This is a genomic window from Salipiger pentaromativorans (assembly GCF_024721115.1).
GTDB lineage: Bacteria > Pseudomonadota > Alphaproteobacteria > Rhodobacterales > Rhodobacteraceae > Salipiger > Salipiger pentaromativorans.
In genome coordinates this window covers 168,508-192,441 of the sequence record NZ_JAMDHK010000001.1, presented here as the reverse complement: position 1 = coordinate 192,441, position 23,934 = coordinate 168,508, and the positions used below count along the sequence as shown (strand labels likewise).

Below are 23,934 nucleotides of genomic sequence, written 5' to 3'. Positions count from 1 at the left end.
GCCCCGGCCCCCGTTCCCCTCTGACACGGAGAAAGCGACCGGCATGTCCGTTCTCGCCGCTATCCTCACACGTCTGGTCAAGGCCGGGCTCACGCTCTTGGCCATCGCCGTGCTGAACTTCTTCCTGCTGCATGCCGCGCCGGGCGACCCTGCGGTGGTGCTGGCGGGCGAGGCGGGGGCCGCCGACGAGCAGATGATCGCGCAACTGCGCGAACGCTTCGGCCTCGACCAGCCGCTCTACGTGCAGCTCGGGAAATATATCGCCGGGATCGTGCAGCTCGATCTGGGCTATTCCTTCCGTCAGGGCGCGCCGGTGATCGACCTTATCGCCGAGCGGCTGCCCGCAACGCTGCTGCTGACCCTGACCGCCTTCGTCATCTCGCTGAGCGCGGGCATCGCGCTGGGCGTGGCCGCCGCCGCACGGGTGGGCAAGGTCTCGGACTCGCTGCTGACCACGCTGGCGCTGCTGTTCTACGCCACGCCGCTTTACTGGCTGGCGCTGATGGCGGTGCTGGTGTTCTCGGTCTGGCTCGGCTGGCTGCCCGGTTTCGGTTACGAGACCGTGGGGGCGGGCTATGGCGGGTTCGCGCGCGCCTGGGACATTCTCAAACACCTGATCCTGCCGGCGCTGACGCTGGGGCTGTTCTTCATGGCGGTCTACATGCGCATGACGCGGGCCTCGATGCTGGAGGTCTCGACCGCCGATTTCGTCAAGACCGCCAAGGCCAAGGGCCTCTCGGGCGCGGTCATCCGCCGCCGCCACATCCTGCGCAACGCGATCCTGCCGGTGGTCACGCTGGCCGGGCTTCAGGCTGGCCAGCTCGTGGGCGGCGCGGTGCTGACCGAGACGGTCTTTGCCTGGCCGGGCATCGGGCGGCTGATGTTCGAAAGCCTCGCCGCGCGCGATTACAACACCATTCTCGGGGTGTTCCTCGTCTCTGCCGCCATGGTGATCCTTTTCAACATCGTGACCGACATCGTTTATCGCATCGTCGATCCGCGGATCGGAGCGAAGGTCTGAGCCATGTGGAACCGTTTCAGATCCAATATCGGAGCCATGGTGGGCGTGCTGCTGCTGCTCGCCGTGATCCTCATCGCCATCTTCGCGCCGCTGCTGTTCGCCCATTCCCCCTGGCAGATGGTGCAGCGGCCCTTCCTGCCGCCCTTCTCGATGGACGGGCTGCCGCTCGGCACCGACACGCTGGGCCGCGACGTGGCCTCGCAGCTCGCCTATGGCGCACGGGTGTCGCTGCTGGTGGGGCTGGTCTCGACGCTGGTGGCGTTGCTGATCGGCGTGCCGCTGGGGGCGCTCGCAGGCTTCTACGGCGGCTATGTCGACGAGGGCGCCATGCGCTTCACCGAGTTCTTCCAGACCATCCCCAATTTTGCGCTGGCCATCGTGCTGGTGGCGATCTTCGAACCGACGCTGGCCTCGATCACGCTGGCCATCGCCATCGTGAGCTGGCCGCCGGTGGCGCGGCTGGTGCGGGCCGAGGTCATGTCGGTGCGCAAGCGCGAATTCGTCGATGCCGCCACGCTGGCGGGGCTGTCGAAACCGCGCATCCTGGTACGGCAGGTGTTGCCCAACACGGTTTCGCCGATCATCGTCATGGCCTCGCTGATGGTCGCCACCGCGATCCTGCTGGAAAGCTCGCTCAGCTTCCTCGGCCTCGGCGATCCCAACGCCATGAGCTGGGGTTACATGATCGGGGCCGCGCGCACGGTGATCCGGTCGAGCTGGTGGCTCAGCTTCTTTCCCGGCATCGCCATCGTGATCACGGTGCTGGCGCTGAACCTGATCGGCGAAGGGCTGAACGACGCGCTGAACCCGCATCTGTCGCGGAAGGGCAAGGCATGAGCACGACGCTTGCCATCGAGCATCTGACCATCGGTCTGCCGGAAGGTGCCGACCGGCCCTTTGCGGTCGAAGACGTGACCATGTCCATCGAGAAGGGCGAGATCCTCTGTGTTGTGGGCGAAAGCGGCAGCGGCAAATCCATGACCGCCAACGCGCTCATGGGGCTTTTGCCGCCGGGTGTGACGGTCAAGGCGGGCCGGGCGATGTTCGAGGCGCGCGACGTGATCCGCCTGCCGGAGCCCGAGAAACAGGCGCTGCGCGGCGCCTCCATCGCGATGATCTTTCAGGAGCCGATGACCGCGCTCAACCCGCTGATGCGCATCGGCGAGCAGATCGCCGAGGTCTTTGCCGCGCATGACCGTTACACGCAGTCCGAGCGGCGCGAGAAGGCGCTGGCGCTCATCCGCGAGGTGCAGCTGCCCGACCCGGAAAAGATCATCCGCGCCTATCCCTTCCAGCTGTCTGGGGGCCAGCGGCAGCGGGCGATGATCGCCATGGCGCTGGCGCTGGAGCCGAAGCTGCTCATCGCCGACGAGCCGACCACGGCGCTCGACGTGACGACCCAGGCGCAAATCCTGAAGCTGATCCTCGACCTGCGCGAGAGACGCGGCATGGCGGTGATGTTCATCACCCATGATTTCGGCGTGGTGGCCGAGATCGCCGATCAGGTGATCGTCATGCGCGAGGGCAGGGTGGTCGAACGCGGTATTGCCGCCGATGTTCTGGGCAATCCCCAGCACGAGTACACCAAGCGCCTGCTCGACGCGATCCCCACCGGCACGCTGCCGCAGGCGCGGCAGCTCAGCGACACCCCGGCGCTCGAGATCAAGGGGCTGCGCAAGGTCTACCGCACCGGCGGCGGGCTCTTCAAACCGGTGCGCGAGGTGCGGGCGGTGGACGATGTCTCGCTGACCGTGGCGCGCGGCGAGGTGCTGGGGCTGGTGGGCGAAAGCGGCTCGGGCAAATCCACGCTGGGCCGCACGGCGGTGCGGCTGGTCACCCCCGACGGCGGGCAGGTGCTGGTGGGCGGCACCGATCTGGCGGCGCTCAGCGACGAGGAGCTGCGCAAGCAGCGCCACAAGGTGCAGATGGTGTTTCAGGACCCTTATGCCTCGCTCAACCCGCGCCAGCGCATCATGGGGGCGATCACCGACGGGCCGATCACGCGCGGCATCCCGCGCAAAGAGGCCGAGGCGCGCGCCCGCGAGCTGCTGGAGATCGTGGGGCTCGGCGCCGAGGCGGCGAGCCGCTTCCCGCACGAGTTTTCCGGCGGCCAGCGCCAGCGCATCGGCATCGCCCGCGCGCTCGCCATGGACCCGGAGCTGATCATCGCCGACGAGGCGGTCTCGGCGCTCGACGTGTCGATTCAGGCACAGGTGCTGGACCTTCTGCGCGCGCTGCGGGAAAAGCTGGAACTGTCGATCCTCTTCATCACCCACGACCTGCGCGTCGCCGCCCAGCTTTGCGACCGCATCGCCGTGATGCAGAAGGGCAAGCTGGTGGAGATCGGCACGGTGCACGAGATCTTTCTGGAGCCGAAACAGGACTATACCCGCCAGCTTCTCGCTGCCGTGCCCGGCGCCGGCTGGGACAGACAGGGAGCCGCCTGACCCATGATCGGCGTCATTACGAATACCGGGTTCGAGATGTTCAACCGCTACAGGCCGCATTTCGAAACCGAGGCGCCGGAGATCCGTGTCGTCACGCCCGAGATGGTCGAGCGGCCCGAGGACGTGTCATTCGTCTTCACCTTCCGCCCGTCGCCGGATGCCTTTGCCCCCTATCCCAACCTGCGCGCGATCTTTTCCGCAGGGGCGGGAACGGATGCGATCATGGCATGCCCGTCGCGCCCCGAAGGCGTGCCGGTCTTCCGGGTCGAGGATGACGACCAGGCCTTGCAGATGGCGGGATATGCGGCATTTCACGTCCACTGGCACCACCGCCACATGGCGCAATATCTGCAACAGCAGCGCGCGCGGGACTGGGGCCGGGAGCTGAGCGGGCTGTCGCCCAGCCACAAACATGTGGGCATTCTTGGCTTCGGCCATATGGGGCGGGCGATCGCAAAGGGCCTGATGGCGCTGGGCTATCCGGTCTCGGGCTATTCCCGGTCGCTGCCGCAGCCGCCGGAGCCGGGCGTCACCCATTATACCGAAGGCCAGCTCGACGCGTTTCTGGCCCAAAGCGACATGCTGGTGAACGTGCTGCCGCTCACCGACGAGACGCGGGGCCTCATCGACGCGGAGTTCCTGCGCAAGCTGCCGCAGGGCGCGGCGCTGATCCATATGGGTCGGGGCGGGCAGGTGGACCAGACGGCGCTGGTGGCGGCGCTGGACGCGGGGCGCCTTTGCGGTGCCACGCTCGACGTGTTCGAGACCGAGCCGCTGCCCGCCGACGATCCGATCTGGTCCCACCCCAAGGTGGTGATCACCCCGCATGTGGCTTCCATTCCCGAGGCCGTCTTCGTTGTGCGCGGCATCCGTGACCGGCTGCGCGCGCTGCCGGACGGCTGACCCATGATCAAAGGCATCTGACTTATGGACCTCAACGCCCTTTCCGCCCGCGAACTCTCGGCCCGCATCCGGCGCGGCGAGCTGTCTGCCACTTCTGTGATCCGCGACACGCTCGACCGGGTGGCAAAGGTCAATCCGCAGATCAACGCCATCGTGCAGGACTGCGGCGCCGATGCGCTGGCCGAGGCCGATGCGCTGGACCGCCGCATCGCGGCAGGGCAGCAGGTGGGGGCGCTGGCCGGGGTGCCGGTGACGGTCAAGGTTGTGTCGGACCAGAAGGGTTATGCCACCACCAACGGCACGCGGATCTTCAAGGATGTGATCGCGCCGCAGGACAACCCGTTCCTGCGCCACATGCGCGAGAAAGACGCCATCGTGATCGGGCGCACCAACACGCCCGCCTTTTCCTATCGCTGGTTCACCACCAACCAGATGCATGGCGAGACGAAGAACCCGCACAATCCGGCGCTGACCGCCGGGGGCTCGTCCGGTGGTGCAGCGGCGGCGGCGGCGGCGGGGCTGGGCCATATCGCCCATGGATCGGACATTGCCGGGTCGATCCGCTATCCCGCCTATGCCTGCGGCATTCAGGGGCTGCGCCCGACGCCGGGCCGGATCCCGCAGTTCAACCATTCCGGCCCCGACCGGGGGATCGGGCCGCAGATCATGGCGGTTTCCGGTCCCATCGCGCGGCGGGTCGACGATCTGCGGCTGGGGCTCGAAGGGATGGCGGGCTATGCGCCCGACGATCCCTGGACAGCACCCGTGCCGCTCACCGGCCCGGCGTATCGCCGCCGCGTGGCGCTGGTCAAACGCCCCGGCGGGATCGCCACCGATCCGCGCATCCTCGACGATCTCGACCGGGCGGCGGCGATGTTCCGCGCCGCCGGATGGGGGGTCGAGGAACCCACCGAGATCCCCGAGATCCGCGAGGCGGTCGATCTTCAGATCGACCTCTGGCTGTCCGACGGCCATGCGGACAAGATGGCGCTGGCGGAACAGGAGGGCGATCCGGGCGCGCTGGCGCTGCTCACGCATTACGCCGACCGCGCCGCCGCCATCGACGTGAAACGCTTTGGCGAGATTTTCGCCCGCCGCTCGGCGCTGATCCGCGCCTGGCGCGGGTTCCTCCAGGACTACCCCGTGGTGCTGATGCCGGTCTCGGCGGAGCTGCCCTTCCGGCAGGACGAGGATCTGGAGGGCAGCGCCGTGCTGGCCCGCCTGTGGGAGTCGCAGCTGCCTCAGATCGCCATCCCGCTGCTGGCGCTGCCGGGCATCTCCATCGCCTCCGGCGTGGTCGACGGCATGCCCTCGGGCGTGCAGCTTGTGGCGCCGCCCTGGCGCGAGGACATCTGCCTTGAGGCGGGCGAGCTGCTGGAGCGCGGTTTCGGCTTTCCGGCGCTCGCGCTCTGAGAAAGCTTGACAGAACGGCGCAAAAGCCCCACATGCGAGGGTGACGCTGCGCTGCCGCGTGAGCCAGCCGCGCCCCTATGTCCATATGCATGGGCGCATCAGCGTTGAAACCTCCGGTTCCCCATCACGCAGGGTTCTGAACGCGACGGCCGGATGGCACGGGAGACGCCCGCGCATCCAGAGGCCGCGCGGCACCCTGTCCGGCCCGCCACATATGGTGGGCGGCACGCTTTGCCGCTGCCCAATGGGGTTGCGGTCCGACAAAGGATAACACTTGTTCGATTTCGACATGCTCGGCCTCGCGCCGGCACTGACCGAGGCGCTGAAGCGCCTGAACTTCACCCAGCCCACCCCGATCCAGAACCAGGCCATTCCGCTGGCGCTCGAAGGCCATGACGTGCTGGGCCTCGCCCAGACCGGCACCGGCAAGACCATGGCCTTTGGCCTGCCGCTGATTGACCACCTGCTGGCGCAGCCCGGCAAACCCGCGCCGAAGACCGTCAAGGCGCTGGTGCTGGCGCCCACCCGCGAGCTGGTCAACCAGATCGCCGACAACCTGCGTGTGCTGACCGACGGCACCAGGATCCGCGTCGGCACCGTGGTCGGCGGCCAGTCGATCAACCGCCAGATCAACTTTCTGTCGCGCGGCACCGACATTCTGATCGCCACGCCCGGTCGTCTCATCGACCTGATGGACCGCAAGGCGGTGGATCTGTCGACCGTGCGCCATCTGGTGCTGGACGAGGCCGACCAGATGCTCGACCTGGGCTTCATCCACGCGCTGCGCCGCATCGCGCCGGCGCTGGGCACGCCGCGCCAGACCATGCTGTTCTCGGCCACCATGCCCAAGCAGATGGAAGAGCTGTCGCAGGCCTATCTCAACAACCCGCGCCGCGTGCAGGTCTCGCCGCCGGGCAAGGCGGCGGACAAGATCACCCAGTCGGTGCATTTCGTGGAAAAGCCCGCGAAGCCGCACAAGCTGCGCGAGATCCTGTCGATGGATACCGAGGCGCTGACGCTGGTCTTTGCCCGCACCAAACACGGCGCCGAGAAGCTGATGAAAGGGCTTGTGGCCGACGGCTATAACGCCGCCTCGATCCACGGCAACAAGAGCCAGGGCCAGCGCGACCGCGCCATCAAGGCGTTCCGCGACGGCGACATCAACGTGCTGGTGGCCACCGATGTGGCGGCGCGCGGCATCGACATTCCGGGCGTGGCCTATGTGGTGAACTATGATCTGCCCGAGGTGCCCGACAACTATGTGCACCGCATCGGCCGCACCGCGCGCGCCGGGCGCGAGGGCGAGGCGATTGCCTTCTGCGCGCCGGACGAGGCGGATCTGCTGCGTCAGATCCAGAAGCTGATGAAGATCGAGATCCCCGTTGCGAGCGGCGAGGCGCCCGAGGCGCTGAACGGCAACGAGGGGCAGGGGCGCCGCCGGGGCGGTGGCGGTTCGCGCCGGAACGGCCCGGGCAAGGGCGGGTTCAAGCCGAGCGGATCGGCGCGGCCGGGCGGCGGCTCGGGCAGAGGGCGCCGGCCCCGCCGCCGCGCCGCCTGAGCGATGCCTGGGCCCAACACTCTTCGTTCGAAGAGTGTTGGGGAGGCGCGTTTGGGAAGGCCGAGCGGCAAGATTTTTCGGACGAAAAATCTTGCCGTGTTTCGCGGAACGGATCCTGCCGGCGCCGGTCGGGGGATGGAAACGGAAAACGCCCGGGCGTCGGGGCGCCCGGGCGTTTTGCCGTTTTGCGATTGCGTGGGGATCAGAGCCCCAGCTTCTGCGCCACCAGCTCGTTCACGGCCTTCGGGTTGGCCTTGCCGCCGGTGGCCTTCATCACCTGACCCACGAACCAGCCCGCGAGCTTGGGGTTCTGCTTGGCCTTCTCGACCTGCGCCGGATTGGCGGCGATGATCTCGTCCACCGCCGTCTCAATGGCGCCGGTGTCGGTCACCTGCTTCATGCCGCGCGCTTCGACGATCTCTTCCGGGTCGCCGCCTTCGGTATAGACGATCTCGAAGAGATCCTTGGCGATCTTACCGGAAATCGCGTCCGACTTGATCAGCCGGATGATGCCCGCGAGTTGTGCCGGGGTCACCGGGCTGTCCTCGATGACATGGTCTTCCTTCTTGAGACGCCCGAAGAGCTCGTTGATCACCCAGTTGGCGGCCAGCTTGCCGTCGCCTGCCTCGCCCGCGACCGCTTCGAAATAGGCGGCATTCGCCACCTCGGCGGTCAGCACGCCCGCGTCATATTCCGACAGGCCGAAATCGCCCACGAAGCGCGCCTTCTTGGCATCCGGCAGTTCGGGCAGGTTGGCGGCGATATCATCCACCCAGCCCTGCTCGATTTCCAGCGGCAGCAGGTCGGGGTCGGGGAAATAGCGGTAATCATGCGCCTCTTCCTTGGAGCGCATCGACCGCGTCTCGCCCTTGTCCGGATCGTAGAGCCGGGTTTCCTGATCCACCGAGCCGCCCGCTTCCAGAATGGCGATCTGGCGGCGCGCCTCGTAGTCGATCGCCTGCTGGATGAACCGCATGGAGTTCATGTTCTTGATCTCGCAGCGCGTGCCGAGATGCGAGAAATCCTGCGTTTCCTGATATTTCTCGTACTGGCCCGGACGGCAGACCGAGACGTTCACATCCGCCCGCAGGTTGCCGTTCTGCATATTGCCGTCGCAGGTGCCGAGATAGCGCAGGATCTGGCGCAGTTTCGCGACATAGGCGGCGGCCTCTTCCGGGCCGCGAATGTCGGGGCGCGAGACGATTTCCATCAGCGCCACGCCGGTGCGGTTGAGATCGACGAAGGACATGTTCGGGTCCATGTCGTGGATCGACTTGCCCGCGTCCTGCTCGATATGGATGCGCTCGATGCGCACGAGGCGGGCAATCCCCGGCTCCATATCCACGATCACCTCGCCCTCGCCGACGATCGGGTGGTAAAGTTGCGAGATCTGATAGCCCTGCGGCAGATCCGGGTAGAAATAGTTCTTCCGGTCGAAGGCCGATTTCAGATTGATCTGCGCCTTCAGCCCCAGACCGGTGCGCACCGCCTGTTCCACGCAGAACTCGTTGATGACGGGCAGCATGCCGGGCATGGCGGCATCCACGAAGGACACGTTGCTGTTCGGCTCGGCGCCGAACTTGGTCGAGGCGCCCGAGAAGAGCTTCGCCTCGGAAGCGACCTGGGCATGGACCTCCATGCCGATCACCAGTTCCCAATCGTATTTCGCCCCGGCAATGACCTTGGGTTTGGGGGTCTCGAAGCTCAGGTCAAGCATGGCGTGTCCTCGTCTCGCAATTCGGGACGGGGATACGCCAGAGCGGCACAGGGAGCAAGGGTGCAGGAGGCACAGGGTGTCGGCTCGAGTAGGACGCCCCGGTCGGTAAAGCGCAGCTTGCGGCCGCGCCGCAGGTGATGCGCGAAATGTTCCGCCAGGGCCGAGAGCGCGCGGCTGCGGCCCCGGCGCAGGGCGTCGCCGCCATCGGCGCCACCGGGGAGAGGGCGGGCCCGGGCCCAGAGATCGGGATGCACCTCGCGCAGATGGTCCTGCGCGATCCAGCCGAAACAGCCGGCGATCCGCGCCCGGGCCGAGCCCGGCGCGGCGGCGCCCGACAGCGTCAGCCCGCAATAGGCGGCGAGCAGGTTGACCATATGCTGATCCGGGCGGCGCTGGAGAATATCGTGCAGCCCCTCGGCGAAAAGCTCCGCATCGACATGGGCAAAGCCGCCGCCATCGGCGCCCGCCAGCGCGTCGAGCCAGACCCAGACATAGCCGCCGGTGCCCCAGAGATCCGCCGTGCGCCCGGCGGTGCGCCGCGCCTCGCGGTCGAGCCGGTCCCAGCTACCGAACCGGGCGGGGGTCAGGTCGCGCCCGAGCGCGCGCATGTGATCGGGACAGGCGGGATCGAGGTCGATCAGATCCTCGTAATCGTCGATGACCCGGCGGTCCGGGCGCGGGTCGAGCTCGAGCAGCCCGCAGCGCAGCGCCGCCAGCGCGGGCGAGTCGCATTCCAGCGGGTCGAAGCGCGCGGTCAGGCGCTGCGCGGTTTCGAGATGCTGGGCGCGGGCGTCGAGACGCAGCGCGGTGAGGGTGGGTGCGCCGGGGCGGGCGGTCCAGGCGCGGGCCACCGACAGATGCGCCAGCGCCTGCGTATAGGCGAGCCAGGGATCGCGATCGACCCGGTCGATGGCGTCGCGCAATCCGAAGAGGATGCTGCGCGCGGCGGTCGGATCGTCGCGGGTCACCGCCGCCAGCGCGCTGTCCAGTGCGTCCGAATGGGCGCCCTCGGCCAGCAGGCGGACCACCGGCGTGCCGCCGGTGGTGGCGGCGCGCTGGCTGTCGGCCTCGTGCAGACCGCGCGCGAGCGTGTCCCAATCCTCCTGACGGGCAAGAAAGCGCCCCTGGGTGCGCAGCCGGCCGCGGTCCGCCGCGTCGGGGGCGGTGTCGCGGACCGGGATCTCGATCTGCGGCGGGGTGATCCCGGCAGGGCAGGCGGGGTCCGCCGCCCTGACCGCGCGGGGCCGCGCGGCCGGGCGCCGCAGGGCCGAGAGCAGACGGACGGAGGGGAGCTTGGCGGTCATCAGCATGCGCCGATCATGGCGATGGATTCGGGCGCATTGAGGGCGAGAGGGGGAAGAAGCGGCGGCATTCCGCCCATCCGCGCCCGACCGCTGCCGTATTGGATTCCAAAGGGTTAACGGTTGCGGAAAACCATATGTGTCGCGCCGCGCCGCAGCGGCCGGAGCCCCGCGCTTTACCCGCGGGGCGCAATATGCCAAACGTCCCGGCCATGCTGCCGCGTTTCTTGAGTATTCTCGCCCTGTTGCTGTCCGCAACCGTCGCCTGGTCCGACCCGGTCCCGCTTCCGCCGACCCAATCGGTGCGGGCGGTTTACGAGTCCCTGCGCCCGCAGGCCCGCCGCATGGCGATCCCCGAGGCGCGCTGGGGCAGCGACGGCGGCCGCAAGTCCTGGTCGCTTGCGGTGCTCACCGCGTTGCGCAGCCATGCCAGCCACCTGCCCGAAACCGTGCCCGACGACATCGCCACCTGGTGCCCCGCCTATCCGAGCGCCGGGCGTGCCGATCGCGAAGCGTTCTGGCTCGGGCTGGTCTCGGCGCTGGCCAAGCATGAAAGCACCTACCGTCCCACAGCCGTCGGCGGCGGCGGGCTGTGGTACGGGCTGCTCCAGATCCTGCCCTCCACCGCGCGGCTCTATGGCTGCGAGGCGCGCAGCGGCGCGGCGCTCAAGGATCCGCGCCTGAACCTGTCCTGCGGCCTGCGCATCATGGCCAAGACCGTGGCGCGCGACGGGGTGGTCAGCCGCAACATGCGCGGCGTGGCGGCCGACTGGGGCCCGTTCCACTCCAGCAAGAAACGTCAGGACATGATCGCCTGGACGCGCGCGCAGCCCTATTGCGCCGGCCTGCCGCGGTCGCTGCGCCCGATCGCGCGGCCCGATGCCTGGGGCCAGCCGGCGCTGATGGCGACGGCCGGCCAGACCCGCCCGCAGGTGCCGGCCACCGACGGGGTCGTCGCCCGCACGGTCGATGGCACGGTGCTGCGCAAGGGCGATGGCATCATCGCCACCTCGGGCATGACATCCGAACAAAAGCTCCTGCGCGCCCGCTGAGCCGGAGGGGCTGCGGCGGACGGACCGTGCCAGTGCCTGCTGCGTGATCATCCGGGCGTTTGGCGCGCGTTGAGCCTGTGCTTTTGCGCGACCTTCGGCGCGGCGCCGCCTAGACTGCGGGTCAGCGGAAGACGCGCCAGCAGCAGGGGACAGGGAATGGACGGCTATTACGATCTGGGCGGCTACAGCCGGACGGTCTCGACGGAGTCCGCCGAGGCGCAGCGCTGGTTCGACCGGGGTCTGGTCTGGTGCTACGGTTACAATCACGACGAGGCGGTGGCCTGTTTCGAAAAGGCGCTGGTCGCCGATCCCGGTCTGGCCATTGCGCATTGGGGCGCCGCCTATGCCTCGGGCTGCAATTACAACAAGCCCTGGGAGGCGTTCGACGACGCCGACATGACCGCCTCTCTGGCCCGCGCCTATGACCATGCGCAGGCGGGGCTGGACAAGATCGCGGGCGCCTCGCCCGCCGAGGCGGCGCTGATCCGCGCCGTGGCGACCCGCTACCAGACCCGCACCCCGCCCGCGGCCGAACGGTTCTGCGTTTGGAACGACACTTTCGCCGATGCCATGCGCGAGGTGCACCGCACATATCATTGCGACCTCGACGTCGCGGCGATCTTTGCGGAATCCATCATGAACCGCACGCCCTGGGCGCTCTGGGATCTCCAGACCGGCGCGATTGCCGAGGGCGCCAGCACCGCCGAGGCCATCGAGGTGCTGGAGCGCGCGCTGGACAAGGAGGCCGCCTGGCGGCATCCGGGCATCCTGCACATGTATATCCACCTGATGGAGATGTCGCCGCATCCCGAACGCGCGCTGCGCATGGGTGACGCGCTGCGCCATCTGGTGCCCGATGCCGGGCATCTGTGCCATATGCCCACGCATATCGACGTGCTGTGCGGGCATTACGAGCGGGTGGTCAGCTCCAACGAGGCGGCGATTGCGGCGGATCGCAAATATCTCGACCGCGAGGGGGCGCTGAATTTCTACTCGCTCTACCGCTGCCACGATTACCACTTCAAGATCTACGGGGCGATGTTCCTCGGCCAGTACAAGCCGGCCATCGAGACCGCCGAGGAGATGATCGCGACGCTGCCCGAGGAGCTGTTGCGCATCGACAGCCCGCCAATGGCGGATTGGCTGGAAAGTTTCGTGCCGATCAAGCAGCACGTCTATATCCGCTTCGGCAAATGGGAGGAGATCGTCGCGCAGGAATTGCCGGCGGACCCGGAGCTGTTCTGCGTCACCACGGCGATGATCCATTATGCCAAGGCGGTGGCCTATGCCGCCACGGGACGGGTGCAGCAGGCCGAGGTCGAGGCCGAGCTGTTCCTTGCCGCCTATGCGCGGGTGCCGGCCAGCCGGTTCCTCTTCAACAACACCTGCCGCGATATTCTGGCGGTGGCGAAAGAGATGATGCTGGGCGAGCTGGAATACCGCAAGGAGAACTACGATCTGGCCTTCGCGCATCTGCGGGCCTCGGTCGCGCTGGACGATGCGCTGCCCTATGACGAGCCCTGGGGCTGGATGCAGCCCACGCGGCACGCGCTGGCGGCGCTGCTGCTGGAACAGGGCCGGGTCGAGGATTCGGCGGCGGTCTACCGCGCCGATCTGGGGCTGGACGACACGCTGTCGCGGGCGGTGCAGCACCCGGACAATATCTGGAGTCTGCACGGCTATCACGACTGCCTGACGCGGCTGGGCCGCGATGCCGAGGCCGGGGTCATCGGCCAGCGGCTCGAGATCGCGCGGGGCCGGACCGATGTGCCGGTGAAATCCTCCTGCTTCTGCAAGATCGGCAGTTTCTGACCCCGGCGGGCGGCAACGGGCCCTAGGGCTTGAATGCCGCCGGGGGCTCTGGTTTGGATTGAGGGACGGAGAGGGTGCCCGTGGCGGGCGCCTTCCGGGGCAGAGGGCGGCATGTCGCGCAAAAAGGACAAGCGCCAGAAGGCGATACTGGATCAGTTGTCGATCAATCCGACGATGCGGGTGGGGCGGCTTTCGGAGGCGCTGGAGGTGACCACCGAAACCATCCGCCGCGATCTCGAGGAGCTGGCGGCACAGGGGCTGATCAGCCGCACCTATGGCGGGGCCATGCTGCGCCAGCCGGTCGAGCCGGTGCTGTCGGAGCGCCACAAGGAGCTGGTCGAGGAACGCGCCGCCATCGGACGCGCGGCGGCGCCGCTGCTGGTGGGCGCGCGGGTGATCATGATCGGGTCTGGGGCGACGACGACGCAGCTTGCCAAGCGCGTCGCCTTCGAGATGAACAATGTCACAGTGATCGCGCATAGTTTCAGCGTGGCCACGGCGCTGTCGTTCAATCCGACGATTCAGGTGGTCATGGCGCCGGGGCTCTACCATTCGGGCGAGGGCGCGCTGCATGGCGCGCAGACCGTGCGCTTCCTGTCGGATTACTCGGCGGACTGGTCGGTCACCGGCGCCAGCGCCATGTCGCCGCTGGGCCCCTCGGATGCGCTGATGGAGGCGGGCGACGTCTATGCCACGATGCTGCGGCAGAGCGCGCGGCACATGGTGGTGGCGGATCATTCGAAATTCGACCGCATCGCCACGGCGCGCTATGCCGACTGGGGCGAGATCGACGTGCTGGTCAGCGACGCCCGTCCGCAGGGCCCGCTGCAACGGGCGCTGAAGACGGGCGGTGTGGATCTGCGGCTGGCGCGGATGTAGCGCCGGGGCAGGGACCTTTGGTCCGGTCCCCGCCGCCGGATGGCTTCAGAGCGCCACCGCGCCGGCAAAGGCCTCGATGAACCGGTCGGCCTCGGCGCGGGTCAGGCAGAGCGGCGGCCGCACCTTGAGCGTGGCGCCATAGCGCCCGGCGGCCCCGATCAGCACGCCTGCATTGCGCATCGCGTCGATGACCTTGACGGTGACTTCCGCATCCGGGCGCTCCGGGGCGTCCGGCGCGCAGAGATCGACGCCGATGAACAGCCCCGAGCCGCGCACCTCGGCCACCTGCGGGGCGTTCGCGGCGACCTCTTCCAGCCCGGCCTTGAGATGCGCGCCCACCACGCGGGCGTTTTCCTGAAGACCTTCCTCCTCGATCACCTGCAACACCGCGAGCCCCGCCGCCGCCGCCACCGGATTGCCGCCGAACGTGTTGAAATAGCCCACGTCCTGGCAGAAGGCGGCAAGGTGATCCGGCCGCGCCGCCATGCCCGCCATCGGAAAGCCGTTGCCCATGGGCTTGCCCATGGTGACGATGTCCGGTGCGATGCCGTGGCGCTCGAAGCCCCAGAAGGCGGTGCCGGAGCGGGCGAAGCCGGGCTGCACCTCATCGGCGATGTAAAGCCCGCCCGCCGCCTGCACGGCCTGCACCGCAGGCAGCAGGAAGCCCGGAGGATCGGCGAAGATGCCATCGGAGGAAAAGATCGAATCCGCCAGCAGCGCGGCGGGTTTCAGGCCGCGCCGCTTGAGTTCGGCCATCGCCGCCTCGACGGCGCGGGCAAAGCCGCCCGCGATGTCCGCGCCATAGGCGGCGCTGCCCGGCGCGGGCACGGTGACCACGAAATCGGGCAGAGAGCCGCGTTTCAGCGCCGAGGGCGAGGCATCGGTCACCAGCGCGGTGTTGCCGTGATACGCGGTCTCGGTGACGATGAACCCGGTGCCGCCGGTCGCCCGCCGCGCCACGCGCATCGCCAGATCGTTAGCCTCGCTGCCCGAGCAGGTCAGCACCACATTCGACAGATCCGCCGGCAGCTTCGCCTTCAGCGCCTCGAGATAGCGGTCCACCACCTCGACCAGATAGCGCATATTGGTGTTCAGCGTGCCGATCTGCTGCGTGACCGCCGCAACCACGGTCGGGTGCGAATGCCCGACCGAGGGCACGTTGTTGTAGAAATCCAGATAGCGCGTGCCGTCCTTCGCCACCATCCAGGCGCCGCTGGCCGAGACCATCTCGATCGGCTCGCGGTAGAACAGCACCGAAGCGGCGCCGAGATTGGCCAGCCGCCGCCCCACCGGGCCCGCGCCGCCCTTGCGGATGTCGAAGGCGTTCATCTCGAGGATCTGCCGGATCTGGGTCATGCGCCGTGCTCCGCCAGATAGGCCTCGGCCAGTGCTACCGTGCCTTCGGTATAGGCGGCATGCCCCGCCATGGCGGCGGTCTCGGTCTCGGCATGGCTGGCGATCCAGGCCGTCAGCAGCAGCCGGCGGAACAGGATGAAGGTGGGGATCATCGCCACATGCTCGTCCGAGAGCGGTGCCACCGAGCGATAGCCCTTGATCCACGCCTCTTGCAGCGCCGGCACGATGGGATCGGTTTCCAGGAAGGAGATCGCCGCAGCGAAATCGTAGATGAACCAGGAGAAGCCGCAATCGTCGAAGTCGATCACCCCCAGCCGGTCGCCCTCGACCAGCAGATTGGCAAGCCGCAGGTCCGCGTGCACCAGCCCGAACCGGTCGGCCCCCGCGCCATAGGCGGCGAGCTTGGCCTCCAGGACCGTGCAGAGCCGCTCGAGCACCTCTTTCTGCGCCGGGGTCAGCCCCAGCGCCGCGCGCCAGTCGCCCCAGAGCGGGGCGGGGCCGAAGGCCGTCTCGAAATTCCATGTCTTGCGGACAAAGCCCGCCGGCGGCGTCCAGCTGCGCACATGGCCGTGCAGCCGCGCCGAGATCGCCCCCAGCATCTCGAAGCCGGGCACGAGGCTGGCGTCGGCGTCGGGCTCTTTCCCCGACATGAAGGAGAAGCCCACCACATGGCGGGTCTGTCCGGCATCCTCGAACGAGGCGATATGCGTGCCGTTGCGCACCAGCAGGGGTTCGGGCGTATCGACTGCGCCGCTGTCGCGCAGCGCGTTGATCCAGGCCAGCTCCGATTCGATCTCGGCCTTGCTGTGATAGTCCGGGCGGTGCACCCGCAGGATCAGCGGCGTGTCGCGCGCCGGATCCTCGGCGATGAAGGTCGCGTTCTCGGACAGGGTCAGCAGGCGAATCCGGGCCTCCGGGCCCAGATCCCATTCCGCGGAAAGCCCCTCGGCGCCGCGCCGCAGCCGCTCTACGAAACCCTCGTCGTACAATCCTGACATCGGCCTGCCCTTTTCTTTTGCATCCCACATTCAGCTAAGCAGAAAATCTTTGTCTTGCAACATTTTTGCTTGCTCATCTCAACATTAGACGGATTCACTTGGATCAGATGTCGCAAATCGCGCATCTCGATACAAACCGGGCCGCGGATCAACGCGGCCACGGCCGGGCCGGGAGGCCGGCCGGCACATGCAGAGAGGATACCGCCATGAATCTGACACGCCGCGCCTTCACCGCCGGTCTCGGCGCCGCCGGTGCCACGTCGCTTCTGCCGCGCGCCGCCCGTGCCGCGCGCGAGACCGAGCTGAACATCCTGTGCTGGGAAGGCTACAACACCGACGATGTGCTGGGCCCGTTCCGCGACCTGCACCCGGGCGCCACGGTGCGCGCCGAAAGCGGCACCTCCGATCCCGACATGATCAACAAGCTGCGCGCCGGCGAGGTCAATGTCTGGGATCTCATCAACCTCAACCAGCCCTGGGCGCGTGGCCAGCTTTTGCCCGAAGGGCTGATCAAGCCGCTGAACAAAGAGCGCTTCCTGCCCTATTTCGAAAAGATGGCGCCGGAGTTCTCCGATCCCGCCTATCCGCTGGCCTTCTCGCCCGAGGGCGAGCTGATCGGCATGCCGCAGCGCTATGGCCCGTTCTCCTTTGTGGTGAACACCGACAAGATCTCCAAGGAGATGGCCGAGGACGAGGGCTGGAAGATCTTCCTCGATCCGGCGATGGCGGGGCGCTACGGCATCCTGACCTATGACAACTGGAACCTCATCCACATGTGCCTGACGGGCGATCTGAACCCGTTCGAGCCGCTGGACGAGGCGGGGTTCGCCGAGTTCGACGAGGTGGCCAAGACGCTGTTCAAGGGCGCCAAGCTGATGACCGACGATCTGGTCGCGATGAACACCGCGCTGATCAACGGCGAGATCGACGCCTATTTCACCGGCGGCACCTATACCGCCTCGCCAGCGCGTCTGGACGGGCTGACCAATGTGCGTGCGGTCACGCCGAAATCCGGCCCCATCGGCGGCAAGGGCGGCGTGGTCTGGATCGAGCTGACCTCGGTGGTCAACAACCCGCAGGGCTCGCCGCTGGCCGAGGATTTCCTGGAATTCGTGCAGAAGCCCGAGATCTGCAAGGCCGTGGGCTTTGCCGAGGGCACCTATAACCCGGTGGCGCAGATGGGCGACCCGGAGGTGTTCAAGCTGTGGGATGCCGACGAGCTCGACGCCATCCAGTGGGACACGCTGGAAGAGGAAATGGCCAATTCCGTGGAGTATGACGTGGTCGCCGATTACGACAAGCTCATGGAACTCTACACCGCTGCGCGCCGGTCCTAAGCGCGCTGTCCCTGGGGTCCCGCGCAGCTTTCGGATGCGCGGGGCCTTCCGGTTTCACAACGACAAGACCAAGAGGCCCCATGAGCGACATGCCGATCCTGCGCATCAACGCGCTGACCAAGCGGTTCGACGATTTCACCGCGCTGCACGGCATCAATCTTAACGTCCGCGACGGCGAGTTCCTGGCCATCGTCGGCCCCTCGGGCAGCGGCAAGACCACGCTCATCCGGCTGCTGGTGGGCATGGACGAGCCCACCGACGGGTCGATCTGGCTGCGCGACCGGCGCATCGACGAGGTGCCGGCCAACAAGCGCCCCACCTGCATGGTGTTCCAGTCGCTGGCGCTGTTCCCGCACCGCTCGGTCGGGCAGAACATCGAGTTCCCGCTGAAACTGCGCAAGGTGCCGGCGGCGAAACGCAAGGCCCGCGCGCTGGAGCTGCTCGAGCTGCTGCGCCTGCCTGCGCATTACTACGACAAGCGTATCGACGAATGTTCCGGCGGCGAGCGGCAGCGCGTGGCGCTGGCGCGCGCGCTGGCCTTCGATCCCGAGATCCTGTTTTTCGACGAGCCGCTTTCGGCGCTCGACTACCGGCTGCGCAAGACGCTCGAGAAAGAGCTGAAGGATCTGCACCAGCGCACCGGCAAGACCTTTATCTACATCACCCATTCGCTCGAGGAGGCGATGGTGATGTCCGACCGGATCGCCATCATGAAGGCGGGTCATTTCGAACAGATCGCCCCCGCGGAAGAGATCTATGCCCGCCCGGTCTCGCGCTTCGTGGCGGAGTTCATGGGCGAGGTGAACCTGTTCGACATGACCGGCGGCGCGGTGCCGGGCCTGCGCTTCGGCCCCGAGGCGACAGCGCTCTATGGCGGACAGAGCGGCGCGCTGATGGTGCGGCCCGAGAGCCTCTCGGTCCTGGCGCCGGGGCAGGGGGCGGAGATCGCCTTCGACGGGGTGATCGAGGCGGAATATCTGCTGGGCTCGCGCGTGCAATATACCGTCGCGCGCGACGGCGCGGCGCCGGTGATCGTCGAGGTGCTGCGCGAGAACGCGGTGTCCGGCGGCCCGGGCACGCCGGTGACGCTGGGCTGCCCGGCCTCGGCCTGTCATCTCATCGCGCAAGAGGTGCAAGATGCAGCGGCGTGACCGCCAGCTCGGCGCGCTTTACGCGCTGCCGCTGGGCGTTTTCCTGGCGCTCGCCTTTCTTGCGCCGATCCTGCTGGTCGCGGCGTTTTCCACCATGCCCGCCAAGGTGTTCTCGCTCGCCAACCTGCCGGATTTCAGCGCCTATTACACGGTGCTCACGCAGGGGTACTGGAAATCGGTGATGTGGTCTCTGGGCATGGCGCTGGCGGCAACGGCGATCCTCTTCGTGATCTGCTGGCCGCTGGCCTATGGCATGGCCAAGGTGTTCGGCCGCTTCTCGCTGGTGCTGACCATCGGTGTGGTGATGACGCTGTTCGTGTCCGAGAACATCCGGCTGTTCGGCTGGGTGCTGACGCTGATGAAGGGCGGGCTGATCGAGGGCTATGTGCGCCACTGGACCGGCGCGGGTTTTGACGGGCTGCTCTATAACGTGCCGATCATCGTCTTCGGCCTCTGCTACGTCTATCTGCCCTTCATGCTGTTCCCGCTGGCGCAGGGCATCGCCATGGTGCCCGACGATGCGCGGCAGGCGGCCTATGATCTGGGCGCCACGCGCTGGCAGATCCTCAGGGAGATCGAGCTGCCGCTGGCCATGCCGGGTATTCTCGTCGGCAGCCTGCTGACCTTCGTGCTGGCCGCCGGCGCCATCGCCGAGACCAAATTGCTGGGCGGGCAGGCGGTGATCGTCATCGCCGAAGAGGTCGAGACCGCCTTCACCTACGGCCAGAACTGGCCGCTGGGCGCGGCGCTGGCCATGGTGCTGATCGCCATCGTCGGCGGCATCGCGATCTGGGGCATCGGCAAGGCCGACCTCGACCGCATGATGGGGAGGCGCTGATGAAGACCTCGCGTTTCGCCGCATGGGCGCTGGTGGCCTATGGCTGCCTGATCCTCGCCTTTCTCTACGTGCCGCTGGTCTCGGTCGGGCTCGCCTCGATCTCCAAGGCGCGCTACCTCAGCTTTCCGATCCGGCGCTATTCCTATGACTGGTATGGCGAGGCGCTGGCCTCGGACACGGTGCGCGACCTGCTGGTCATCTCGCTCAAGGTGGCGGGGATCGTGACCGTCGTCTCGATGGTGATCGGCTTTCTGGGCGCGCTCGCCTTCGCGCGCTATTCCTGGCGCTTCCGCAAGACCTATCAAAAGCTCATCCTGCTGCCGATCTTCTTTCCGCAGACGGTGCTGGGGCTGGCGCTGCTCATGTGGTTCAACACGCTGGGCGTGGTGCCGTCGTGGAAGACCGCCGTCATCGCGCATCTGGTCTGGATCGCGCCCATCGCCACGCTGGTGATCTCGATCCGCGCCTACAGCTTCGATCCGGCGCTGGAAGAGGCCGCGCGCGACATGGGCGCCAGCACCTGGGACACGCTGCGCGAGGTGACCATCCCGCTGCTGATGCCGGGCGTGGTCTCGGCGGGGCTTTTTGCCTTCCTGCTGAGCTGGGGCAATTTCCCGCTGTCGCTGTTCACCACCGGAGCCGACAGCACGCTGCCCGAATGGCTCTATGCCAAGATGGTGGCGGGGTACTCGCCGCTGGTGCCGACGGTGGGAATCCTGACGGTCTGCACCTCGGCCGTGCTGCTGGCGGTCGGCCTGACCGCCGCCTGGATCTTCAAGCGCGCCCGCGCGGCGCGCGTCTCATAAGAAAACACTGGGAGAAACACTCATGCTTACATCCATTGCCGGGAAATCGGTGATCGTCACCGGCGGGTCCAAGGGGATCGGCAAGGGCATCGCCATGGTCTTTGCCAAACAGGGCGCCAAGGTGATGATCGCGGCGCGCGGCGAAGAGGCGGCCAAGGCCGCCGTGGCCGAGATCGAGGCGGCAGGCGGGACCGCCGCCTATCATCTGACCGATGTGGCCGACTGGGACAGCGTGCAGGAGATGGTCGCCGCGACCGCCGACGCCTTTGGCGGGGTGGACATCCTCTGCGCCAATGCGGGGATCTTCCCGCAGGTGAAGCTGGTGGATATGTCGCCCGACGACTGGGACACGGTCATGTCCACCAATCTCAAGAGCAGCTTTCTCTGCGTGAAGGCCTGCATCCCGTATTTCGAGAAGGCCGGCAAAGGCCGCGTGGTGCTGACCTCGTCGATCACCGGGCCGGTAACGGGCTTCCCGGGCTGGGCGCATTACGGCGCGTCGAAATCGGGTCAGCTCGGGTTCCTCAAGACCGCGGCAATGGAGCTGTCGCGCTACGGCACCACGATCAACGCGGTGATGCCGGGCAATATCTATACCGAGGGTCTGCAGGATCTGGGCGAGGAGTATCTCAAGACCATGGCCGCCTCGATCCCGCTCAAGCGGCTGGGCGCGGTGGAGGACATCGGCAATGCCGCGCTGTTCTTCGCCAGCGACGAGGCGGGCTATATCACCGGCCAGCAGATCGTGGTGGACGGCGGGCAGATCCTGCCCGAAAGTCTCGAGGCGATCGAAGAGATCTGAGCAGCGCCCGTGCGCGCCGGGTCTGGCATCGGGCGTGCGCGGGAGACGGAAAGGAAGATCGCATGAGCTGGAAGACCGCCTGGCGCTCGTTTTACTACGAGACCGCCGAAGAGCCCGAGGACATCGTTCTGGAGGCGCCGAAGACGGCGCTTCTGGTGATCGACATCCAGAACACCTATCTGGAGCTGCCGGACGACCCGGCAGAGGCCGCGCGCTGGGCGCCGTTCTTCGAGCGGATGCAGGGCACGGTGATCCCGAACACGGCGGCGCTGCAGGCTTGGGCGCGGGCGAATGGCATCGAGGTGATCCATGCGCGCATCGCCTGCCAGAAAGAGGACGGGCGCGACCGGTCGCTGTCGCAGAAGAAGCCGGGTTTCAACTATCTGCTGCTGCCCAAGGACCGCCCGGACAGCCAGATCGTCGATACGGTCGGCCCGGTGGGCGACGAGATTGTGGTGACGAAGACCACGGATTCGGCGCTGACCGGCACCAATCTGCGGATGATCCTGCACAATATGGGCATCCGCGATGTGATCGTGGCGGGGATTTTCACCGACCAGTGCATTTCCTCCACGGTGCGCTCGCTGGCGGACGAGAGCTTTGGCGTGGTGGTGGTCGAGGATTGCTGCGCGGCAGCGACGATGGAGCTGCACGAGGCGGAGCTGCGGATCATCAATATGATTTATTGCCATGTGGCGAGCAGCGCCGAGGTGCGGGGGTTTCTGGGGTGAGGTGCCGCAGACGCATGGCCGGTTAGGGGGCGGGCCCCGTTCGGCGCCCTGCGCATTCGATGCCCGCCCGCCTATCATTGTGTCTAGGGCCAAGAATGTGGTCGTGGCGATCCCCGACGCGCGGCCCATGCGGCACAGGCGTTACCAGGGGAGCCGGAGAGGCCCGCTCTGATGGGCTCCTGTCCGGGATCGAGGCGCGCGTTGGCGACGATCCAGGCATTGCGTTTGCCGGACGCCGCAAAATCTGAACTCATCGGTTCAAAGAGGTGGTGGCCATCAAAGCGGTTTGATAGCATTCAATAATCATTGACGAATGCATGCTCAGAAAGTGTCTAGGGTTCCCATGCAATACTTGAAGACCACCGCTTTTCTCCTGTTCGCAGCCGCCGCTTCGAATGCTCAGGCGCAAGCCTTTAAGCCCTTCATCACAACGACTGAGGAGCGTCAGACCGAGAAGCAGCAGGATGAAAACCCACCTGCCGCGCTAGAGGCGCAATCCCTTCAGTCCATCATCGAAACGGCTGAGGGCGAATATGGCGCCAAACTGTCCATCGGAATGGGATATGCCGATTTCCTCGTTTCGGTGACGCAGGAGGGGGTTCAGGTCGACATCAATGGCACGATGTGGAAGTGCACGCAGGTGGTCGATCCGGAGACGGCGGAAACCTATGTCTCGGAACAAGGCAGGGGCACCTGCGAGACCGGCAAGTTCGAGGCCGTCCGGAACGATGACAAAAGCCTGACCTTCAATATCGACACGATGCAGAAGCCGGTCACGCTACCCTTCCTGTCGGGGAACATGGGGGCCGGCTGGATCGAGACGGTGCCGTCCGTCGCGACCATCAAGGGGGTCACGCTCGGTCAGCCCATGCCGACCACGGCCGCCGATGTCGACGGGTACAGCGTGTTCCGGGATCGCGGTCGGCTTTCCAGATTTTCGGAAACCTCTATTGGCATGATGGGTTTCCGGAAAACCAATTATTTCGAGGGCGCGACCTATGTTCAGCTGACCGAGCCGCGCGATCTGCCCGATACGGCCGGTTCCGTCTCTCTCGATCACTTGGGGGTCTATGGCGTCAATGGCCGCGTCGTTGCCGTGCTGCGTCGCCAGGAGCCTTTGGCAGATGAAGCGCCAAGATATGAGGCGGTCCAGGAGGCTTTGGGTTCCACCTACGGGACGCCGACCATCACGCGCCGTTCCGGGGCCGGATCCGTCTATGAGTGGCATTTCAACGCTCAGGGCCAGCTCCTCGACAGTCAGGCCGGCAGCACCTGCCAGTCGCGGTTCGATTCCGATCGGACGGATTCCCGCTATGTCCTGCTCGAGCAGAAGGAGCTCAAGACCACTTTACAGGAAATCATGGAGGGCCAGCCCGTGAGGGTTGTGGATGCGGTTCAGGTGATGAAGCTGCGCGTGGCCGCTGCATGCAGCTATTCGATCCGCTACCACATCCATCCGAGCGATGAAGGGCTGCTCAAGACCATGACCGCCTCGATGTATGCCTACGATCCGGTTCGCACGGACATCTGGGGAGAGCGGAAGAAGACGCTGGAAAAGGAGATCGCGGAGAATCTCAGCCTTCAGAAGTCGTCGCGAAAGGTCGCGCCGGACCTCTGAGGTCCGTCGCAAAATCCACGGCACGCTGTCGATCACGCGGGGGAGGTGTTGGGCAGCGTCAGGACCCGAAGATAGGACCTGCGGGCCGGGCCGCGTGTGCCCAAGGGCGGTTTCTACTCAGGAAACGGGATGCGGCCCACTCGTCACGCAGAGCAGGCGCACCTTCCGCCTCAATGCCGGGAGCGGGCGATACG

The 23,934-nt window shown here is 66.9% G+C and carries 20 protein-coding genes; 16 read left to right on the top strand and 4 right to left on the bottom strand.

Translation table 11 applies throughout. The features are described 5' to 3' along the window. Positions 1-43 precede the first annotated feature (43 nt). The 6 genes from M4578_RS00860 to M4578_RS00835 all read left to right on the top strand — a co-directional run bounded on the left by M4578_RS00860 (position 44) and on the right by M4578_RS00835 (position 7,342). On the top strand, positions 44-1,021 hold the full coding sequence (locus M4578_RS00860; protein WP_258091544.1) for an ABC transporter permease: 978 nt from the start codon (positions 44-46) through the stop codon (positions 1,019-1,021). Between the two features lie 3 nt (positions 1,022-1,024). Further along, a complete protein-coding gene (locus tag M4578_RS00855) occupies positions 1,025-1,858 on the top strand; it encodes an ABC transporter permease (RefSeq protein ID WP_258091543.1) in 834 nt (277 codons plus the stop codon). Beyond that, complete coding sequence (locus M4578_RS00850; RefSeq protein WP_258091542.1) at positions 1,855-3,468, top strand: ABC transporter ATP-binding protein; 1,614 nt, start codon at positions 1,855-1,857, stop codon at positions 3,466-3,468. Before M4578_RS00855 ends, M4578_RS00850 begins: the two co-directional genes overlap by 4 nt. A 3-nt stretch (positions 3,469-3,471) precedes the next feature. Next, the gene (locus M4578_RS00845) at positions 3,472-4,371 is read left to right on the top strand and encodes a 2-hydroxyacid dehydrogenase (RefSeq protein WP_258091541.1); all 900 of its coding nucleotides are present in this window, start codon (positions 3,472-3,474) and stop codon (positions 4,369-4,371) included. Between the two features lie 24 nt (positions 4,372-4,395). Continuing rightward, the gene (locus tag M4578_RS00840) at positions 4,396-5,784 is read left to right on the top strand and encodes an amidase family protein (RefSeq protein WP_258091540.1); all 1,389 of its coding nucleotides are present in this window, start codon (positions 4,396-4,398) and stop codon (positions 5,782-5,784) included. Between the two features lie 274 nt (positions 5,785-6,058). Then, on the top strand, positions 6,059-7,342 hold the full coding sequence (locus tag M4578_RS00835; RefSeq protein WP_258091539.1) for a DEAD/DEAH box helicase: 1,284 nt from the start codon (positions 6,059-6,061) through the stop codon (positions 7,340-7,342). 202 nt (positions 7,343-7,544) lie between these two features. On the opposite strand, the gene gatB is transcribed toward M4578_RS00835, so the two are convergent. Then, positions 7,545-9,059: an Asp-tRNA(Asn)/Glu-tRNA(Gln) amidotransferase subunit GatB gene (gene gatB / locus M4578_RS00830; protein WP_258091538.1), complete on the bottom strand. Its 1,515-nt coding sequence runs from the start codon at positions 9,057-9,059 to the stop codon at positions 7,545-7,547. Next, the gene (locus M4578_RS00825; protein ID WP_258091537.1) at positions 9,047-10,369 is read right to left on the bottom strand and encodes a hypothetical protein; all 1,323 of its coding nucleotides are present in this window, start codon (positions 10,367-10,369) and stop codon (positions 9,047-9,049) included. The genes gatB and M4578_RS00825 overlap by 13 nt, the downstream gene beginning before the upstream one ends. A 218-nt stretch (positions 10,370-10,587) precedes the next feature. On the opposite strand from M4578_RS00825, the gene M4578_RS00820 reads away from it, so the two are divergent. The 3 genes from M4578_RS00820 to M4578_RS00810 all read left to right on the top strand — a co-directional run bounded on the left by M4578_RS00820 (position 10,588) and on the right by M4578_RS00810 (position 14,103). Further along, on the top strand, positions 10,588-11,412 hold the full coding sequence (locus tag M4578_RS00820) for a transglycosylase SLT domain-containing protein (protein ID WP_258091536.1): 825 nt from the start codon (positions 10,588-10,590) through the stop codon (positions 11,410-11,412). 156 nt (positions 11,413-11,568) lie between these two features. Then, positions 11,569-13,224: a hypothetical protein gene (locus M4578_RS00815; RefSeq protein ID WP_258091535.1), complete on the top strand. Its 1,656-nt coding sequence runs from the start codon at positions 11,569-11,571 to the stop codon at positions 13,222-13,224. A gap of 111 nt (positions 13,225-13,335) precedes the next feature. Then, a complete protein-coding gene (locus tag M4578_RS00810) occupies positions 13,336-14,103 on the top strand; it encodes a DeoR/GlpR family DNA-binding transcription regulator (protein ID WP_258091534.1) in 768 nt (255 codons plus the stop codon). A gap of 45 nt (positions 14,104-14,148) precedes the next feature. Here M4578_RS00810 and M4578_RS00805 read toward each other — a convergent pair whose 3' ends face one another. Continuing rightward, positions 14,149-15,459 carry an aspartate aminotransferase family protein gene (locus M4578_RS00805; protein ID WP_258091533.1) on the bottom strand — a complete coding sequence of 437 codons (1,311 nt, stop codon included), beginning with the start codon at positions 15,457-15,459 and terminating at the stop codon, positions 14,149-14,151. Further along, a complete protein-coding gene (locus M4578_RS00800) occupies positions 15,456-16,457 on the bottom strand; it encodes a phosphotransferase enzyme family protein (protein ID WP_258091532.1) in 1,002 nt (333 codons plus the stop codon). Before M4578_RS00800 ends, M4578_RS00805 begins: the two co-directional genes overlap by 4 nt. Before the next feature lie 206 nt (positions 16,458-16,663). On the opposite strand from M4578_RS00800, the gene M4578_RS00795 reads away from it, so the two are divergent. The 7 genes from M4578_RS00795 (at position 16,664) to M4578_RS00765 (ending at position 23,740) form a co-directional block, all read left to right on the top strand. Beyond that, the gene (locus tag M4578_RS00795) at positions 16,664-17,794 is read left to right on the top strand and encodes an ABC transporter substrate-binding protein (protein ID WP_258091531.1); all 1,131 of its coding nucleotides are present in this window, start codon (positions 16,664-16,666) and stop codon (positions 17,792-17,794) included. An 80-nt stretch (positions 17,795-17,874) separates the two neighbouring features. Next, a complete protein-coding gene (locus M4578_RS00790; RefSeq protein WP_258091530.1) occupies positions 17,875-18,945 on the top strand; it encodes an ABC transporter ATP-binding protein in 1,071 nt (356 codons plus the stop codon). Next, positions 18,932-19,783 carry an ABC transporter permease gene (locus tag M4578_RS00785; RefSeq protein ID WP_258091529.1) on the top strand — a complete coding sequence of 284 codons (852 nt, stop codon included), beginning with the start codon at positions 18,932-18,934 and terminating at the stop codon, positions 19,781-19,783. Before M4578_RS00790 ends, M4578_RS00785 begins: the two co-directional genes overlap by 14 nt. Next, complete coding sequence (locus M4578_RS00780) at positions 19,783-20,589, top strand: ABC transporter permease (RefSeq protein ID WP_258091528.1); 807 nt, start codon at positions 19,783-19,785, stop codon at positions 20,587-20,589. The genes M4578_RS00785 and M4578_RS00780 overlap by 1 nt, the downstream gene beginning before the upstream one ends. Before the next feature lie 22 nt (positions 20,590-20,611). Beyond that, the gene (gene fabG, locus M4578_RS00775) at positions 20,612-21,391 is read left to right on the top strand and encodes a 3-oxoacyl-ACP reductase FabG (protein WP_258091527.1); all 780 of its coding nucleotides are present in this window, start codon (positions 20,612-20,614) and stop codon (positions 21,389-21,391) included. 62 nt (positions 21,392-21,453) lie between these two features. Next, positions 21,454-22,122, top strand: coding sequence for a cysteine hydrolase family protein (locus tag M4578_RS00770; protein ID WP_258091526.1), 669 nt, complete (start codon positions 21,454-21,456; stop codon positions 22,120-22,122). Positions 22,123-22,465: 343 nt separating this feature from the next. Next, positions 22,466-23,740, top strand: a complete 1,275-nt coding sequence (locus M4578_RS00765) for a hypothetical protein (RefSeq protein WP_258091525.1) — start codon at positions 22,466-22,468, stop codon at positions 23,738-23,740. Positions 23,741-23,934 lie beyond the last annotated feature (194 nt).

Bases quoted from the DNA above. Each gene is read 5' to 3' on its own strand.
- M4578_RS00860 (WP_258091544.1), top strand. From the start codon at position 44: ATGTCCGTTCTCGCCGCTATCCTCACACGTCTGGTCAAGGCCGGGCTC.
- M4578_RS00855 (WP_258091543.1), top strand. From the start codon at position 1,025: ATGTGGAACCGTTTCAGATCCAATATCGGAGCCATGGTGGGCGTGCTG.
- M4578_RS00850 (WP_258091542.1), top strand. From the start codon at position 1,855: ATGAGCACGACGCTTGCCATCGAGCATCTGACCATCGGTCTGCCGGAA.
- M4578_RS00845 (WP_258091541.1), top strand. From the start codon at position 3,472: ATGATCGGCGTCATTACGAATACCGGGTTCGAGATGTTCAACCGCTAC.
- M4578_RS00840 (WP_258091540.1), top strand. From the start codon at position 4,396: ATGGACCTCAACGCCCTTTCCGCCCGCGAACTCTCGGCCCGCATCCGG.
- gatB (WP_258091538.1), bottom strand. From the start codon at position 9,059: ATGCTTGACCTGAGCTTCGAGACCCCCAAACCCAAGGTCATTGCCGGG.
- M4578_RS00825 (WP_258091537.1), bottom strand. From the start codon at position 10,369: ATGCTGATGACCGCCAAGCTCCCCTCCGTCCGTCTGCTCTCGGCCCTG.
- M4578_RS00815 (WP_258091535.1), top strand. From the start codon at position 11,569: ATGGACGGCTATTACGATCTGGGCGGCTACAGCCGGACGGTCTCGACG.
- M4578_RS00810 (WP_258091534.1), top strand. From the start codon at position 13,336: ATGTCGCGCAAAAAGGACAAGCGCCAGAAGGCGATACTGGATCAGTTG.
- M4578_RS00805 (WP_258091533.1), bottom strand. From the start codon at position 15,459: ATGACCCAGATCCGGCAGATCCTCGAGATGAACGCCTTCGACATCCGC.
- M4578_RS00800 (WP_258091532.1), bottom strand. From the start codon at position 16,457: ATGTCAGGATTGTACGACGAGGGTTTCGTAGAGCGGCTGCGGCGCGGC.
- M4578_RS00795 (WP_258091531.1), top strand. From the start codon at position 16,664: ATGAATCTGACACGCCGCGCCTTCACCGCCGGTCTCGGCGCCGCCGGT.
- M4578_RS00790 (WP_258091530.1), top strand. From the start codon at position 17,875: ATGAGCGACATGCCGATCCTGCGCATCAACGCGCTGACCAAGCGGTTC.
- M4578_RS00785 (WP_258091529.1), top strand. From the start codon at position 18,932: ATGCAGCGGCGTGACCGCCAGCTCGGCGCGCTTTACGCGCTGCCGCTG.
- M4578_RS00780 (WP_258091528.1), top strand. From the start codon at position 19,783: ATGAAGACCTCGCGTTTCGCCGCATGGGCGCTGGTGGCCTATGGCTGC.
- fabG (WP_258091527.1), top strand. From the start codon at position 20,612: ATGCTTACATCCATTGCCGGGAAATCGGTGATCGTCACCGGCGGGTCC.
- M4578_RS00770 (WP_258091526.1), top strand. From the start codon at position 21,454: ATGAGCTGGAAGACCGCCTGGCGCTCGTTTTACTACGAGACCGCCGAA.
- M4578_RS00765 (WP_258091525.1), top strand. From the start codon at position 22,466: ATGCAATACTTGAAGACCACCGCTTTTCTCCTGTTCGCAGCCGCCGCT.